Below are 15,288 nucleotides of genomic sequence, written 5' to 3'. Positions count from 1 at the left end.
TCCTGTGTGCGTCGGACAGCGCGGTCCGCAAGCCTCCAGTACCCCTCCAGACGTGCTCAAACACTGCAAGGAGCCGCACCTGTGAGCAGTGCCGACCAGACCCCCACCGCCAGCGCCGAGCTGCGATCCGACATCCGCCGACTGGGCGATCTGCTGGGCGAGACCCTCGTCCGCCAGGAAGGACACGACCTTCTCGACCTCGTCGAGAAGGTCCGCAGCCTTACCCGTGAGAACGGCGAGGCAGCCGCCGAGCTGCTCGGCGAGACCGACCTGGAGACCGCCGCCAAGCTGGTGCGCGCCTTCTCCACGTACTTCCACCTGGCGAACGTCACCGAGCAGGTCCACCGCGGCCGCGAGATGCGCGAGAAGCGCGCCGCCGAGGGCGGACTGCTCGCCCGCACCGCCGACATGCTCAAGGACGGCGACCCCCAGCACGTCCGCGAGACGGTACGGAACCTCAACGTACGGCCCGTCTTCACCGCGCACCCCACCGAGGCCGCCCGCCGCTCGGTCCTCAACAAGCTGCGCCGGATCGCCGCCCTCCTGGAGACCCCGGTCATCGAGGCCGACCGGCGCCGCCACGACCTGCGGCTCGCCGAGAACATCGACCTCATCTGGCAGACCGACGAGCTCCGGGTCGTCCGCCCCGAGCCCGCCGACGAAGCCCGCAACGCCATCTACTACCTCGACGAGCTGCACGCCGGCGCCGTCGGCGACGTCCTGGAGGACCTCGCCGCCGAGCTCGAGCGCGTCGGCATCGATCTGCCGGCCGGGACCCGCCCGCTGACCTTCGGCACCTGGATCGGCGGCGACCGCGACGGCAATCCCAACGTCACCCCCGCCGTCACCCGGGACGTGCTGATCCTCCAGCACGAGCACGGCATCACCGACGCGCTCGAGATGATCGACGAGCTGCGCGGATTCCTCTCCAACTCCATCCGGTACGCGGGCGCGACGGAAGAACTGCTCACCTCCCTCCAGGCCGACCTGGAGCGGTTGCCCGAGATCAGCCCCCGCTACAAGCGCCTCAACGCGGAGGAGCCGTACCGGCTCAAGGCCACCTGCATCCGCCAGAAGCTCCTCAACACCCGAGAGCGTCTCGCCCAGGGAACCCCGCACCAGGACGGCCGCGACTACCTCGGCACCGCCGAGCTGGTCCACGACCTCGCCCTGATCCAGACCTCGCTGCGCGAGCACCGCGGCGCCCTGTTCGCCGACGGCCGGATGGACCGCACCATCCGCACCCTGTCCGCCTTCGGCCTCCAGCTCGCCACCATGGACGTCCGTGAGCACGCCGACGCCCACCACCACGCACTCGGCCAGCTCTTCGACCGGCTCGGCGAGGAGTCCTGGCGGTACGCCGACATGCCCCGCGACTACCGGCAGAAGCTGCTCGCCAAGGAGCTGCGCTCCCGCCGCCCGCTCGCGCCCACCCCGGCCCCGCTGGACGCCGCGGGCGAGAAGACCCTCGGTGTCTTCCACACCGTCAAGGAGGCCTTCGAGCGCTTCGGCCCCGAGGTGATCGAGTCGTACATCATCTCGATGTGCCAGGGCGCCGACGACGTCTTCGCCGCCGCCGTCCTCGCCCGCGAGGCCGGACTGATCGACCTGCACGCCGGCTGGGCCAAGATCGGCATCGTGCCGCTCCTGGAGACCACCGACGAGCTGAAGGCCGCCGACGTCATCCTCGACGGGATGCTCGCCGACCCCTCCTACCGCCGCCTCGTCTCGCTCCGCGGCGACGTGCAGGAGGTCATGCTCGGCTACTCCGACTCCTCCAAGTTCGGCGGCATCACCACCTCGCAGTGGGAGATCCACCGGGCCCAGCGGAGGCTGAGGGACGTCGCCCACCGATACGGGGTTCGGCTGAGGCTGTTCCACGGGCGCGGCGGCACCGTCGGCCGAGGCGGCGGCCCCTCGCACGACGCGATCCTCGCCCAGCCCTGGGGCACCCTGGAGGGCGAGATCAAGGTGACCGAGCAGGGTGAGGTCATCTCCGACAAGTACCTCATCCCGTCCCTGGCCCGCGAGAACCTCGAACTGACCGTCGCCGCCACGCTGCAGGCCTCCGCCCTGCACACCGCGCCGCGCCAGTCCGACGAGTCCCTGGCCCGCTGGGACGCGGCCATGGACACCGTCTCCGAGGCCGCCCACACCGCGTACCGCAAGCTCGTCGAGGACCCCGGCCTGCCTGCGTACTTCCTCGCCTCCACCCCCGTCGACCAGCTCGCCGACCTACACCTGGGCTCACGACCCTCTCGCCGCCCCGGCTCCGGCGTCTCCCTCGACGGACTCCGCGCCATCCCGTGGGTGTTCGGCTGGACCCAGTCCCGCCAGATCGTCCCCGGCTGGTTCGGCGTCGGCTCCGGCCTCAAGGCCCTCCGCGAAGCCGGCCTCGAAGCGGTCCTCGGCGAGATGCACGAGCGCTGGCACTTCTTCCGCAACTTCCTCTCCAACGTCGAGATGACGCTCGCGAAGACCGACCTGCGGATCGCCCGCCACTACGTCGACACCCTCGTCCCCGACGAGCTCAAGCACGTCTTCGCCACCATCGAGGCGGAGCACGCACTCACCGTCGCCGAGGTCCTGAAGGTGACGGGCGGCCGGAAGCTGCTCGACTCCAACCCGGTGCTCCAGCAGACCTTCGCCATCCGCGACGCCTACCTGGACCCGATCTCCTACCTCCAGGTCGCCCTGCTGGCCCGTCAGCGCGCCGCGGCCGAGCGCGGCGAGGACCCGGACCCGCTGCTCGCCCGAGCCCTCCTGCTCACGGTGAACGGTGTCGCGGCCGGCCTCCGCAACACCGGCTGACCTGCACCGCGTACGACAGTGCCCCCGCCGGAAACCCTTCCGGCGGGGGCACTTCGCTGTACCGGTGGATCAGTGCTGCTGGGCCTTGCGGCGACGCGTCACCATGAACGCACCGGCACCCGCGAGGGCGACGGCGGCAGCGGCCATGATGCCGACGGGCGCGCTGGAGCCGGTCTCGGCAAGGTCGCCACCGGCGCCGGCGCTCGTCGAGGCGGACGGCGTCGCCCCGGCGGAAGCGGAGTCCGTGGCGGACGGCGTGGCGGAGGTGCCCGGGGTGCCGGACGTGGCCGACTCGCTCGGGGTCTCCGACGGGGTGCCGGACGGCGTACCGGACGGGGAGGTCGAGGTCGACGGGGTGCCCGTCGGCGTCGCGTCGGTGCTGGACGGGCAGGTGTGGGACAGGTTGAACCACTCCTTCTTGAACTTGCCCTTGACCTCGGCCGTTGCCGAGATCAGCTTGGCGCCCGGCTCGGAGCTCACGTAGGCGTGCTTGTCGGAGGGCGGGCCGAAGACCGTGATGGTCTGAACCCCGCCCGGCTGGAACTCCACCGTCAGCTTGGTGAAGACGGCGTTTTCGCCCTTGCCGCTGCCCGGCAGCACGAAGTGCCAGCCGTCCTTGGTGGCCGGGATGTCCGCGCAGGTCTTCTCCTGCGTGCCGAACTCGTCGGCGGTCAACGGAAGGTCCTTCGCCTGGTGCAGGGGAAGGACCTGCGGGCTGTCGCTGGCCGAAGCCACCGGAGCCAGCACGAGGGAGCCCGCCAGGGCCGCGACCAGCGCGCCGGCGGGAATGAGGGATCGTCGCATGTGCAGTCGTCCATCTGGGAGATGAGAGGGATGCCGTGGGGGGCAGCGAGGGCAGCCTAACCGTCCCTTTAAGTCATCCTTAACCCATGGCTTGATAACAATCCCGCCAGCCCCTCCCGTTATGGGTCACAACGCGAAGAACGTTCCAACCAGCAGCAGGGCGCCCGCACCCGCCAGCGACCACGCCGTCCGCGTCAGCCGCAGCCCGCCCCCGACGAGCGGCGCCGCGAGCAGCAGCGCCCCGCCCAACGGCAGCCAGGCATGCAGCCCGCCGCCCCACCCCGTCCGTACGGCCTCCGTCGTGTCCGGCTTCACTACCACCGGCACCGTCTGGCCCTTGTCCACGGCCACCGAGCGGTCGATCGTCAGAGTGTTGTGCGGCGAAGGCGAACCGTCCGGGACATAACGGCCGCTGCACGTCTCCTCGTTGCAGCCGGTCACCGTCAACGTGCCGTGCTCACGGCCCTTGGAAAGCAGGATGTGCTGCGCCGAACCCCAGGACGACCACGCTCCCGCGACAAGGAGCAGCAGGGCGACCAGGGCCATGGCGGCGTTACGGGCGTGCGTCATGACCCGCGATCGTACAGTCGTACTGTTCCGGCGCGTCGATCAGGAGCTGCACACGGGCCGCCGCCCCGATCAGGAGTTGTACGCGGACTGCGCGCGCTCCAGACCCTCCGCCACCAGGCACTCGACGGAATCCGCCGCCCGGTCCACGAAGTAGTCCAGCTCCTTGCGCTCCGTCGACGAGAAGTCCTTCAGAACGAAATCCGCGACCTGCATCCGACCCGGCGGACGACCGATCCCGAACCGCACCCGGTGATACTCGGCGCTCATCGCCTTCGTCATCGACTTCAGACCGTTGTGGCCGTTGTCGCCACCGCCGATCTTCAGCCGCAGCACCCCGTAGTCGATGTCCAGCTCGTCATGGATCGCCACCACGTGCGCCGTCGGCACCTTGTAGAAGTCCCGCAGCGCCGTCACCGGACCGCCCGAGAGATTCATGTACGACATCGGCTTCGCGAGGATCACCCGACGGTTGGCCGGCCCGGGAGGACCCATCCGGCCCTCGACCACCTGCGCCTGCGCCTTCTGCGCCCGCTTGAACTTCCCGCCGATACGGTCAGCGAGCAGATCCACGACCATGAAGCCCACATTGTGGCGGTTCGCGGCGTACTCGGGACCCGGATTGCCGAGACCGACGATCAGCCAGGGGGCGTTCGCGTCGTCCGTCATCGTGGGACGTCTCCTCGTCTGCGTACTACTGGGCGGGGAACAGGGGAACGGGGTGGCGGGCCGCAGCCCACCACCCCGTCCGCGTCAGACAGAGCCTACGGCTCAGGCCTCGGCGCCCTCGGCCTCGGCGGCCTCGCCCTCGGCGGCCTCGGCAGCCGGCTCCTCGGCCTGCGCGGCCAGGACCTGCAGGACGACAGCGTCGGCGTCGGTGGACAGGGTCACACCGTTCGGGAGCGTGATGTCCTTGGCGAGGATGGAGGCACCGGCCTCCAGGCCCTCCACGGAGACCGTGACGGCCTCGGGGATGTGGGTGGCCTCGGCCTCGACGGAGAGCGTGTTCAGCACGTGCTCCAGCAGGTTGCCACCGGCGGCGAGCTCGCCCTCGGCCTGAACCGGGATCTCGACGGTGACCTTCTCGCCACGCTTGACGAGGATCAGGTCGACGTGGACCAGGTAACCCTTGATCGCGTCACGCTGGACGGCCTTCGGGATCGCCAGCTCGTTCTTGCCGTCGATGTCCAGGGCCAGCAGAACGTTCGGGGTACGCAGGGCGAGCAGCAGCTCGTGGCCCGGAAGCGTCACGTGGACCGGCTCGGTGCCGTGACCGTAGACGACGCCGGGAACCTTGTTCTCGCGACGGATCGAACGGGCCGCACCCTTGCCGAACTCGGAACGAACCTCGGCGGAGATCTTCACCTCGGACATATGCACTCCTCGTAAGCAGAAACAGAACAGTGTGGCTACCCGGCCACGACTGGCCTGCTACGAAGAGCGCGTCGATAACGGACCGCCGCACCTCACCGGTACGGCCTCCCTCGCCGAGCAACTACGGCAGTCTACTCGCCACGCGCCGCCCCACCCAATTGGATCACCAGGACCCCTCCCGGATCCCCTGCCGGATCGCCTGCCGGGTCCTCCCGGATCCCCTCCCGGGCCCTCCCGGATCGCCGGACCCCGATCGCCGGGACAGCCACGGCCGACTGCCTATCCTTGCCGCCCATGGACCTGCTGCTGCACCTGCGGTACTTCCGGACCGTCGCCGAGGAACAACACTTCGGACGCGCCGCCGAACGCCTGCACATGGCCCAGCCCTCCCTCTCCCAACGCATCCGACGCCTCGAACACGAACTCGGCGTCCGCCTCCTCGACCGCACCAGCCGCGGCACCACCCTCACCCCCGCCGGCCGCCTCGTCCTCACCGAAGCCGAACACCTCCTCACCGCCGCCGACCGGCTCACCGCCGCCGTCGCCCGCGTCCGCAACGGCCAGGCCGGCACCCTCCGCGCCGCCGTCCCACCCCGCCTCGGCGCCGCAGCCGTCGGAGCCCTCCTCATCACCTACCGCGACCGCTCCCCGGGCGGCGACCTCGACCTCCGTGAACTCACCAGCACCCAGCAGACCGCCGAACTCACCGCCGGCACCCTCGACGTCGGCGTCGTCCGCCACCCCTGCCCCGCCCCCGGCCTCGCCTTCGGCCCCCTCCTCCACCAGCCCCTCGGCGTCCTCCTCCCCGACACCGACCCCCTCGCCACCCACCCCGACATCCCCGCAGCCGCCCTCACCGGCCGCGACCTCGTCCTCTTCCCCCGCGCCGAAGCCCCCGCACTCCACGACGAAACCCTCACAGCCTGCGCCCGACACGGCTGCACCCCCGCCACCGTCCACGAAGCCGCAGCACCCGACTTCACCCGTGGACTCGTCCTCTCCGGAGGCGCCGTCGCCCTCCAACCCCGCTCCCCGGCCGAACCCGGCACCATCTGGCGCCCCCTACGCGACAACCCCGTCACCTGGCGCACCTCCACGGCCTGGCCCCAAGGCCGCGACGGACCCGCCGTACGCCTCTTCGCCGCCACCGCCCACGAAACCCTCCGCGACCACGCGGGCATGATCACCGACACCCCCACCGGCGCATCCTCGAGAGTGCTCTTCCCCCGCCCCGCATCGGAGTTCCCCCTGTGACCGCCGCAACCCGTACACGCATCACCTCGGCCTTCACCGACGCGGGCGTCACCGGACAGCTCCACGCCACCGACATCGACACCGGCACCACCATCACCATCGGCGCCGACCTCGAAACCCCCACCGCCAGCGTCCACAAGCTGTGCGTCATCGCCGCCCTCTACCGACAAGCAGCCCACGGCCACATCGACCTGCGCCACCCCGTCGACATCCCCGCCGAAGGCCGCTCACCCGGCGCCACCGGCCTCGCCACCATGCGCGACGCCGCCCGCCTCTCCCTACGCGACCTCGCCGGCCTCGCCGTCGCCGTCAGCGACAACACCGCTGCCGACCTCCTCATCGACACCATCGGCCTCGACACCGTCAACCGCACCATGGCCGACCTCGGCCTCACCCGCACCATCGCCGTCCACACCATGCGCGAGCTCTACGCCACCCTCCGCGAGGACGCCGACGGCACACCCGCCGCCCTCACCGACCCCACCGTCGTCACCCGCCTCCGCGCCCTCGACCCCACCCGCACCAACCGCTCCACAGCCCGAGAGATCGCCGCCCTCCTCGCCGCCATCTGGCGCGACGAACTCTGCACAGGCGCGTACGCGCACGAACTCCGCACCATCCTCGGACTCCAGACCTGGAGCCACCGCCTCGCCGCCGGATTCCCCTTCGACGACGTCCGCGTCAGCGGCAAGACCGGCTCCCTGCCGACCCTGCGCCACGAAGCCGGAGTCGTCGAATACCCCGACGGCGGCCGCTACGCCATCGCCGTCTTCACCCGGGCCGCCACGACCACGGTCACCCTCCCGGCGGCGGACGCGGCCATCGGCAAGGCCGCACGCATCGCGGTGGACGCGCTGAGGACATGACCGAGGGCAGGACGCTGAAGGCAGGACGCCGAGGGCAGGACGCCGAGGGCATGAGGAAGGCCCGCCTCCCGAAAGGGAAGCGGGCCTTGCTCAGAGACTCCTGGGGACCGCTCAGTGCTCCTCGAAGAGGCTCGTCACCGAACCGTCCTCGAACACCTCGCGCACGGCACGCGCGATCGTCGGAGCGATCGACAGAACCGTGATCTTGTCGAGCTCCAGCGAACTCGGCACCGGCAGCGTGTCCGTGAACACGAACTCGCTCACCTTCGAGTTCTTCAGACGGTCCGCGGCCGGCCCCGACAGGATGCCGTGCGTCGCCGTCACGATGACGTCCTCCGCGCCGTGCGCGAACAGCGCATCGGCAGCGGCACAGATCGTGCCACCCGTGTCCACCATGTCGTCGACCAGGACACAGACCCGGCCCTTCACGTCACCGACGACCTCGTGGACCGTCACCTGGTTGGCGACGTCCTTGTCACGACGCTTGTGCACGATCGCCAGCGGCGCGTCCAGACGGTCGCACCAGCGGTCGGCCACACGCACACGGCCCGCGTCCGGGGAGACGATCGTCAGCTTCGACCGGTCCACCTTGTTGCCCACGTAGTCCGCCAGGACCGGAAGAGCCGACAGGTGGTCCACCGGACCGTCGAAGAAGCCCTGAATCTGGTCCGTGTGCAGATCGACCGTGAGAATGCGGTCCGCACCCGCCGTCTTCAGCAGATCCGCGACCAGACGCGCCGAAATCGGCTCACGACCGCGGTGCTTCTTGTCCTGACGGGCATAGCCGTACGACGGGATGATCACGGTGATGCTCCGAGCGGAAGCCCGCTTCAGAGCATCGATCATGATCAACTGCTCCATGATCCACTTATTGATCGGAGCCGTGTGGCTCTGGATCAGGAAGCAGTCCGCGCCACGAGCCGACTCCTGGAAACGGACGTAGATCTCACCGTTCGCGAAGTCGAAAGCCTTGGTCGGCACGAGACCGACACCCAGCTGGTGTGCGACCTCCTCGGCCAGCTCGGGGTGGGCGCGGCCGGAGAAGAGCATCAGCTTCTTCTCGCCGGTCGTCTTGATCCCGGTCACAGCACTGTCTCCTCAGACGTGTCTTCTGGCCGCGACCCCCGCGCTCCCGTGCGCGTGTGCGAGCCAGCCGAATTTATGTGCACGTATCACGGTACGCCGAGTTCGACGTACCCGTTTCCGGTCAGCTTTCGCCGGCGGACTCCTCCGGGACCGCCTGAGCGGCCTGCGCGGCAGCACTGCCGGGCCGCTTCCGAGCCACCCAACCCTCGATATTCCGCTGCTGGCCCCGGGCCACGGCCAGCGCACCGGACGGCACATCCTTCGTGATCACCGACCCCGCAGCGGTGTAGGCACCGTCCCCGATGGTGACAGGAGCCACAAACATGTTGTCCGAACCCGTCTTGCAGTGCGACCCCACCGTCGTGTGGTGCTTCGCCTCACCGTCGTAGTTCACAAAGACGCTCGCCGCGCCGATGTTCGTGTACTCACCGATCGTCGCGTCACCCACGTACGACAGATGGGGGACCTTCGTGCCCTCACCGATCTTCGCGTTCTTCATCTCCACATACGTACCCGCCTTGGCCCTCACGCCCAGGTTCGTCCCCGGACGGAGATACGCGTACGGGCCCACGGAGGCGCTCTCGCCGATCACGGCGGAATCGGCGACGGTGTTGTCCACCCGAGCGCCCTTGCCGACCGTCGTGTCCTTCAGACGCGAGTTCGGGCCGACCTCGGCGTCCTCGCCGATGTGCGTCGCACCGAGCAGCTGCGTACCGGGGTGGATGACGGAGTCCGGCTCGAACGTCACCATCACGTCGACCAGCACCGAAGACGGGTCGACCACCGTGACACCGGCCGTCATCGCCCGCTCCAGCAGACGCGCGTTCAGCAGGGCACGGGCCTCGGCGAGCTGCACCCGGTTGTTGATACCGAGAATCTCGCGGTGATCACCGGCCACCGAAGCGCCGACCCGGTGGCCCGCCTCACGCAGGATGGACAGCACATCCGTGAGGTACTCCTCACCCTGGCTGTTGTCCGTCCGGACCTTGCCCAGAGCGTCGGCGAGCAGCCGGCCGTCGAAGGCGAACACGCCGGAGTTGATCTCCTTGATCGCGCGCTGCTCCTCGGAGGCGTCCTTGTGCTCGACGATCGCGGTGACGGCACCCGAGGCGTCCCGGACGATGCGCCCGTAGCCGGTGGAGTCCGGCACCTCGGCGGTCAGCACGGTGACGGCATTGCCGTCGGCGGCGTGGGTGCCGGCGAGCGCCTTCAGGGTCTCCCCGGACAGCAGCGGAGTGTCGCCGCACACGACGACGACGGTCCCCTCGGGGGCCTGACCCAGCTCCTCGAGACCCATGCGGACGGCGTGACCGGTGCCGTTCTGCTCGTACTGCACGGCGGTACGAGTCCCGGCGTAGTGCGCGTCGAGATGCGCGGTGACCTGCTCACGGGCGTGCCCGACGACCACGACGAGGTGCTCGGGCTCCAGCTCCCGCGCGGCGGAGACGACGTGTCCGACGAGGGAACGTCCGGCGATTTCGTGCAGGACCTTGGGGGTCTTCGACTTCATGCGGGTGCCCTCACCCGCTGCGAGGACGACGACGGCGGCCGGGCGGTTGGCGCTCACGGGAATGCCCTTCGGCTTCGGGTGGTGGACAACCGCAGGATACCGGGGGGTTTCGGGGCGGAAATGAGTGCGGGTCCCGACCGTGGAGGTCAGGACCCGAACACAGGCCTTGTGTGTTGTTGCTCCCCCGCCAGGACTCGAACCCGGACATAAGGCACCAAAAGCCTCAGTGCTGCCAATTACACCACAGGGGATGATGTCCGACTAAACCGGACATTCGGTCAGGTCTTCGGACCGGCACCCAACACTATGCCGTACCAAGCCCCCTCCATGCGACGGTAGAGCTCTGCGCTCTTGGTTACGTAGATGACCAGGCATCCTCTGTACGCCTCGGTCGTGTTCTTCCGGACCGTCTTCGGGTTGTGCCGCTTGAGGGTCGCCTTCTGGAAGGTCGCAATATCGACGCCGGCCAGCGCCGCCCAGAATCTCTCGGCCTCGGCGACGTCGGCCGTTTCGTGAATGCTTACGCGGAAGTGCATGCGCTCTCGCGTGACTCCGAGCAGTTCGAGCCACCTCAGATACAAGGTGATCACCTGCGGGTCGCTGTTGATGAACTGCAGTGACTCGCGTCGGCTGTACGTCTTGTCCTTGGCTCCCTCGGCCCAGTAGAGCGCGACCCCCGCGATGAAGAGTTCACGGTCCGACAGTCGGCCGATGGCGTCACGTGCCGAGCGTTTCGTCGCTTGTCGTTCCTCGTCCTGCGCCGCGCGAAGGTGGCGCAGGCCCGCGTTCATCCGCTCACGACGCTCGGTCTCCGTGTACCGGGGCTCCGGCTTCGGCAGGTCCCGTACCCAGAGGGAGATCGAGCTCTTCGAGCAGCCCAGCTCCAGCTGGATCTGGTCGTACGTCCTGCCCTGGAGGCGCAGCTCGCGTGCTCGGTCCCGGAGGTCGTCCTTCGCGTTCGGGCGCTTCGTCCACTCCGGTGGGGGCTCGCCCTTCACCAGGCGGTGGAGGATGTCGTTGTTGTAGACCTGCAGGCGGTCTCGGATCTGGCGCAGGCCGAGGCCCTCGCGGCGTAACGCGATCGCCTGTTCGCGCAGGGTCTCGAAGTCCGTGTACCGGCTCGTCTCGGATGTCATATGAACACCGTCGTCCGGAATGCGGACGTCCGGGGTCGAATGTGTGGGCGATTCATTAGTTCGAGGGACTGGTGTGTGCGCGCCGTTGACGTGCGGCGCTCCCGCGTCCGGCTGTCTCCGGAAAATGACTCGCGCTCGCCCGTACGCTGGAGGGCATGACCACAACGGGGGCGCATCAGGACGCGGCGGCTATGGCCGCCCGGGGCTGGTGGTGGTGGGGGAGACGGCGTAGTGCGGTGCTCGATGTCGGGCTGGCCGTGGTGTCCGCGCTGGAGTGCGGGCTGGAGGGGGTCGGCTTTGCCGACAAGGCGGGGCTGCCCGTGCCCGTGGGGGTGTTGTTCGGGCTGATCGTGGGGTCCGCGCTGCTCGTGCGGCGTCGGTGGCCGATCGCCGTGGTTCTGGTCTCGATCGCCGTCACGCCGGCCGAGATGGGCTATCTGATGGGGATCGTCGGGCTCTATTCGCTCGCCGCCTCCGAGGTGCCCCGGCGGATCACGGCCGCTCTCGCCGGTATGTCGACGCTCGCCGTGTTCGTCGTGACCGTGGTGCGGGTGCGTCAGGACGTCGCGCAGGCGGATGTCGGTCAGCCGGACTTCGATCCCAGTGGCTGGTACGTCCCGACCGTCGCGGTCTTCATGACGTTGGGTCTCAACGCGCCTCCGGTCCTGTTCGGCCTCTACATAGGTGCCCGGCGGCGGCTCATGGAGAGTCTGCGGGAGCGGGCCGACAGTCTGGAGCAGGAGCTGTCGCTGCTTGCCGATCGGGCGGAGCAGCGGGCTCAGTGGGCGCGGCAGGAGGAGCGGACCCGGATCGCGCGGGAGATGCACGACGTGGTGGCGCATCGGGTGTCGCTGATGGTGGTGCATGCGGCGGCGTTGCAGGCGGTGGCGTTGAAGGATCCGCAGAAGGCTGTGAAGAACGCGGCGCTGGTCGGTGACATGGGTCGCCAGGCGTTGACGGAGTTGCGCGAGATGTTGGGCGTTCTGCGGGAGGACGTGGCTCCGGTCGTGGCTTCTCCGGTGCCGCTGGCCGCGGTCGGTCGGGCGGCTGCGGCTGCGGCGGAGGCGGCTTCGGAGGACGGGCCGTGTCTGGATGCTCTGGAGGATCTGGTCGAGCAGTCGCGGTTGGCCGGTGCGGTCGTGGAGCTGATGGTGCTCGGTGAGGTGCGGGCGTATGCGGCGGAGGTCGAGCGGACTGCGTATCGGGTGGTTCAGGAGGCGCTGACCAATGTGCACAAGCATGCGGCCGGTGCCAAGGTCGTGGTTCGGCTCGCGCACCGGGACGCCGAGGTCGCGATGCAGGTGGAGAACGGTCCGTCGGACGCGGCGGCGACCGATGCTCATCTGCCGAGCGGTGGGAACGGTCTGGTCGGTATGCGGGAGCGTGTGAGCCGGCTGGGTGGTGCGTTCGTCTCGGGTCCGACGGATGTGGGTGGCTTCCGGGTGTCGGCGGTGCTGCCGGTGGGGGAGCCGGCGGCGTAGTCGGTCCCTGATGTCGGATCCCGGATGTCGATCCGGGTGTCGATCCGGGTGTCGGATCCGGTGCAGGGTTCCTGCATTACATCCTGGATATCGGATCCAATGTCCGATATCCAATGCCCGATCTGCCGGTCCCGCCCCCGGCCCCAGGCTCAGCCCGTGACCAGCCGCGTCGGCTGTGTTCCCGTGATCAGTGTCGACAGCGCCGCGTCGATGTCCTGGCCCAGGAACCAGTCTCCTGTGTGGTCCAGGCTGTACACCCGGCCCTCCTGGTCGATCGCGACCACCGCTTGGTGCTCGCCTTCCTCGCCGAGGGGGGCGATCTCGGTGCCGAGGGCGCGTCCGAGGTCCGCGAGGGTGCGGGCCAGGTGGAGGCCGGCGAGCGGGTCGAAGCGTACGGTCGCCGGGGCAATCTGGCGGCCGCTGCCGGGTGCCGTGACGCGCAGGCCGCCGAATTCCGCCCATGCCTCGACGGCCGCCGGGAAGACGCTGTGTCGGTGGCCGCCCGGGGAGACGTGGGCGCGCAGGGTGTCGGCCCATTGTTCGGCGAGTTTGATGTCCCAGCGGCCGGGTTGCCATCCCGCTTCGCGGAGGGCGGCGTCGACGTTGACCGGGAACCGGGTGGTGCTCAGGTGGTCGGGCATGAAGGTGCGGTCAGCCGTTCTCGACAGTCGAGGTGGGGTCGACGGGGCGTACCCCGAAGTGGGCGAGCATCGCCGTGCAGGAGCGGCAGGGGGCGGCGTAGCTGCCGTGCAGCGGGTCGCCGTCCTCGCGGATGCGGCGCGCGGTCAGTTTGGCGTGCTTGAGCGAGCGGCGGGCCTCGCCGTGGGTGAGGGGTTTGCGCTGGGCGCGCTTGGAGCGGCCGTTCTCGGTGGCGGTGAGGTGGCGGGAGAGCAGGATCGCTTCGGGGCAGCGGCCGGTGAAGCGTTCGCGCTGTCCGCTGGTGAGGGTGTCGAGGAAGTCCTGGACGAGTGCGTGAAGGCGGGGCGGCTGGTCGCCGCGGCCCGCGGTGCAGGTGAGGGTTTCGCCACGTACGGAGAGCGCGGCGCCGACGGTGGGGAGGATGCCGTCGCGGCGGAAGCGCAGTAACGGGGCGCGGGTGGGCTCGGCGCTGCTCCAGTTGAGGCGTGGGTCACCCTGAGTGGGCGTTTGTGCTGCGTGCATGGTGCGTGTCTTCCCCTCCTGCAATCCCCCGAGTTGCGGGAACAGACTGCCAAATGGGACGCCTCATGTGGAAGCGGGGTACACAAAAGGGGTGTCGGTGTGTCGGAACTATCGCCGGTGTGTCATCCGGTCGTGACACTTGGTCACGGGCTGTGGTGGTGGCCGTATCGGGCCGGGTCGTGGGGTTGTGGCAGCGCATAGGCTGTGCGGAATCAGCCAGCAGCCAGCGCAGGGGGCAACCGCCATGACGACAGGTCGGCTCGGGCAGCATGCCGCGCCACCGAACGCGGCTTACGCCGGGCAGGTCGTGCACTTCCCGGACCCGGTCCGTGCTTCCCGGCACCCGAGAGGGGTACGGGTGGATGAGCAGGGCTATCCCGACTTTTCGCCGTATGCCCGGGCGGCAGCGGAGATCGCCGATCCTCCTGAGGGGTTCGGTGTCGACGAGCTGCGGTTGACGGACTACGTGTCGGCGAACGCGGCGCTGGCCGCGACCGGGCATGAGCTGTGGGGCACGATCCCCGCGGTGGCGACTCCGCACGGCTGGACCTGGCACCACGTGGCGGGCGGTCGGCGGATGGAGCTCGTACCGGTCGAGGTGAAGGCGTTGTTGCGTCACCACGGCGGGGTGGCGACGGCTGCTGTCGACCATGGCAAGCGGGGTACGCGTCCGTTGCAGGAGACGCGCCCGGCGCACTTCGGGCTGCCGAAGGGTCTGGTGTCGGTGACCGAGCAGCAATTGCTCGGTGTGGAGGAGGACCTGGGTTACCGGCTGCCGGGGGCATACCGCGCGTTCCTGAAGGCGGCGGGCGGTTGCGCGCCGGTCGGCGCGGGGCTCGACGCGGAGCTGGGTCTGCTGGTGGATCAGCCGTTCTTCACGGTGCGCGAGGAGGCGGGGGTCAATGACCTCGTCTACGTCAACAAGTGCTTGCGCGATCACCTGACGAAGGACTACTTGGGTGTCGCGTTCGTGCAGGGCGGGATTCTCGCGTTGAAGGTGAAGGGCGAGGGGATCGGGTCAGTGTGGTTCTGCGCGTACGACGACGCGCGGGATCAGGACGGTTGGAGTGTGAACGAGCGCGTGGAGCGGTTGCTGCTGCCGTGCGGCGAGGATTTCGACGCGTTTCTGCAGCGGCTGGCCGGTAATCCGCCGGAGCTGGAGACGGTGGCGAACCTGATGGTGGACGGCGGCTTCGCGCGCGCCGTGCCCGTGGTCCCGGTGGGGGAGTGAGCTGGCT

14 protein-coding genes and 1 tRNA gene are annotated in these 15,288 nt (G+C 69.4%); 5 read left to right on the top strand and 10 right to left on the bottom strand.

Annotation, left to right across the window (positions count from 1 at the left end; translation table 11 throughout):
• The first annotated feature begins 81 nt into the window (after window positions 1-81).
• Window positions 82-2,811 carry a phosphoenolpyruvate carboxylase gene (ppc, locus tag ACZ561_RS37065; protein ID WP_471004027.1) on the top strand — a complete coding sequence of 910 codons (2,730 nt, stop codon included), beginning with the start codon at window positions 82-84 and terminating at the stop codon, window positions 2,809-2,811.
• A 69-nt stretch (window positions 2,812-2,880) separates the two neighbouring features.
• Here ppc and ACZ561_RS37060 read toward each other — a convergent pair whose 3' ends face one another.
• The 4 genes from ACZ561_RS37060 to ACZ561_RS37045 form a co-directional block, all read right to left on the bottom strand.
• Complete coding sequence (locus tag ACZ561_RS37060) at window positions 2,881-3,615, bottom strand: LPXTG cell wall anchor domain-containing protein (RefSeq protein WP_471004025.1); 735 nt, start codon at window positions 3,613-3,615, stop codon at window positions 2,881-2,883.
• A 126-nt stretch (window positions 3,616-3,741) separates the two neighbouring features.
• Complete coding sequence (locus ACZ561_RS37055; protein WP_471004023.1) at window positions 3,742-4,185, bottom strand: hypothetical protein; 444 nt, start codon at window positions 4,183-4,185, stop codon at window positions 3,742-3,744.
• A 69-nt stretch (window positions 4,186-4,254) separates the two neighbouring features.
• Window positions 4,255-4,851, bottom strand: coding sequence for an aminoacyl-tRNA hydrolase (pth, locus tag ACZ561_RS37050; protein ID WP_471004021.1), 597 nt, complete (start codon window positions 4,849-4,851; stop codon window positions 4,255-4,257).
• A 102-nt stretch (window positions 4,852-4,953) separates the two neighbouring features.
• Entirely contained in the window at window positions 4,954-5,556 is a 603-nt protein-coding gene (locus ACZ561_RS37045) for a 50S ribosomal protein L25/general stress protein Ctc (RefSeq protein WP_471004019.1), read from the bottom strand.
• Window positions 5,557-5,850: 294 nt separating this feature from the next.
• Here ACZ561_RS37045 and ACZ561_RS37040 point away from each other — a divergent pair, with 294 nt between their 5' ends.
• Entirely contained in the window at window positions 5,851-6,810 is a 960-nt protein-coding gene (locus ACZ561_RS37040; RefSeq protein WP_471004017.1) for a LysR family transcriptional regulator, read from the top strand.
• A complete protein-coding gene (locus ACZ561_RS37035; protein ID WP_471004015.1) occupies window positions 6,807-7,676 on the top strand; it encodes a serine hydrolase in 870 nt (289 codons plus the stop codon). Before ACZ561_RS37040 ends, ACZ561_RS37035 begins: the two co-directional genes overlap by 4 nt.
• Window positions 7,677-7,787: 111 nt before the next feature.
• On the opposite strand, the gene ACZ561_RS37030 is transcribed toward ACZ561_RS37035, so the two are convergent.
• From ACZ561_RS37030 to ACZ561_RS37015, 4 genes are all read right to left on the bottom strand, one after another.
• Complete coding sequence (locus tag ACZ561_RS37030; protein WP_471004013.1) at window positions 7,788-8,762, bottom strand: ribose-phosphate diphosphokinase; 975 nt, start codon at window positions 8,760-8,762, stop codon at window positions 7,788-7,790.
• A gap of 121 nt (window positions 8,763-8,883) precedes the next feature.
• A complete protein-coding gene (gene glmU, locus ACZ561_RS37025) occupies window positions 8,884-10,329 on the bottom strand; it encodes a bifunctional UDP-N-acetylglucosamine diphosphorylase/glucosamine-1-phosphate N-acetyltransferase GlmU (protein WP_471004011.1) in 1,446 nt (481 codons plus the stop codon).
• A 122-nt stretch (window positions 10,330-10,451) separates the two neighbouring features.
• Window positions 10,452-10,523, bottom strand: a tRNA-Gln gene (locus ACZ561_RS37020).
• 27 nt (window positions 10,524-10,550) lie between these two features.
• A complete protein-coding gene (locus ACZ561_RS37015) occupies window positions 10,551-11,408 on the bottom strand; it encodes a hypothetical protein (RefSeq protein ID WP_471004009.1) in 858 nt (285 codons plus the stop codon).
• 155 nt (window positions 11,409-11,563) lie between these two features.
• Between ACZ561_RS37015 and ACZ561_RS37010 the strand changes: the two genes are divergently transcribed.
• Complete coding sequence (locus tag ACZ561_RS37010) at window positions 11,564-12,889, top strand: sensor histidine kinase (RefSeq protein ID WP_471004007.1); 1,326 nt, start codon at window positions 11,564-11,566, stop codon at window positions 12,887-12,889.
• Between the two features lie 149 nt (window positions 12,890-13,038).
• On the opposite strand, the gene ACZ561_RS37005 is transcribed toward ACZ561_RS37010, so the two are convergent.
• Together ACZ561_RS37005 and ACZ561_RS37000 are read right to left on the bottom strand one after the other, a co-directional pair.
• Window positions 13,039-13,530 carry an SUKH-3 domain-containing protein gene (locus ACZ561_RS37005; protein WP_471004005.1) on the bottom strand — a complete coding sequence of 164 codons (492 nt, stop codon included), beginning with the start codon at window positions 13,528-13,530 and terminating at the stop codon, window positions 13,039-13,041.
• Between the two features lie 10 nt (window positions 13,531-13,540).
• Complete coding sequence (locus tag ACZ561_RS37000) at window positions 13,541-14,050, bottom strand: YwqJ-related putative deaminase (RefSeq protein ID WP_471004003.1); 510 nt, start codon at window positions 14,048-14,050, stop codon at window positions 13,541-13,543.
• A 244-nt stretch (window positions 14,051-14,294) separates the two neighbouring features.
• Between ACZ561_RS37000 and ACZ561_RS36995 the strand changes: the two genes are divergently transcribed.
• Entirely contained in the window at window positions 14,295-15,281 is a 987-nt protein-coding gene (locus ACZ561_RS36995) for an HNH endonuclease (RefSeq protein WP_471004001.1), read from the top strand.
• Window positions 15,282-15,288 lie beyond the last annotated feature (7 nt).

The organism is Streptomyces sp. NPDC039609 (assembly GCF_055596705.1).
The sequence above is the reverse complement of the archived record's forward strand: the minus strand, read 5'-3'. Positions and strand labels throughout refer to the sequence as shown.

Excerpts from the sequence above, each read along its gene's own strand:
- ACZ561_RS37060 (WP_471004025.1), bottom strand. The coding sequence starts at position 3,615 with ATGCGACGATCCCTCATTCCCGCCGGCGCGCTGGTCGCGGCCCTGGCG.
- ACZ561_RS37055 (WP_471004023.1), bottom strand. The coding sequence starts at position 4,185 with ATGACGCACGCCCGTAACGCCGCCATGGCCCTGGTCGCCCTGCTGCTC.
- pth (WP_471004021.1), bottom strand. The coding sequence starts at position 4,851 with ATGACGGACGACGCGAACGCCCCCTGGCTGATCGTCGGTCTCGGCAAT.
- ACZ561_RS37045 (WP_471004019.1), bottom strand. The coding sequence starts at position 5,556 with ATGTCCGAGGTGAAGATCTCCGCCGAGGTTCGTTCCGAGTTCGGCAAG.
- ACZ561_RS37040 (WP_471004017.1), top strand. The coding sequence starts at position 5,851 with ATGGACCTGCTGCTGCACCTGCGGTACTTCCGGACCGTCGCCGAGGAA.
- ACZ561_RS37015 (WP_471004009.1), bottom strand. The coding sequence starts at position 11,408 with ATGACATCCGAGACGAGCCGGTACACGGACTTCGAGACCCTGCGCGAA.
- ACZ561_RS37010 (WP_471004007.1), top strand. The coding sequence starts at position 11,564 with ATGACCACAACGGGGGCGCATCAGGACGCGGCGGCTATGGCCGCCCGG.
- ACZ561_RS37005 (WP_471004005.1), bottom strand. The coding sequence starts at position 13,530 with ATGCCCGACCACCTGAGCACCACCCGGTTCCCGGTCAACGTCGACGCC.
- ACZ561_RS37000 (WP_471004003.1), bottom strand. The coding sequence starts at position 14,050 with ATGCACGCAGCACAAACGCCCACTCAGGGTGACCCACGCCTCAACTGG.
- ACZ561_RS36995 (WP_471004001.1), top strand. The coding sequence starts at position 14,295 with ATGACGACAGGTCGGCTCGGGCAGCATGCCGCGCCACCGAACGCGGCT.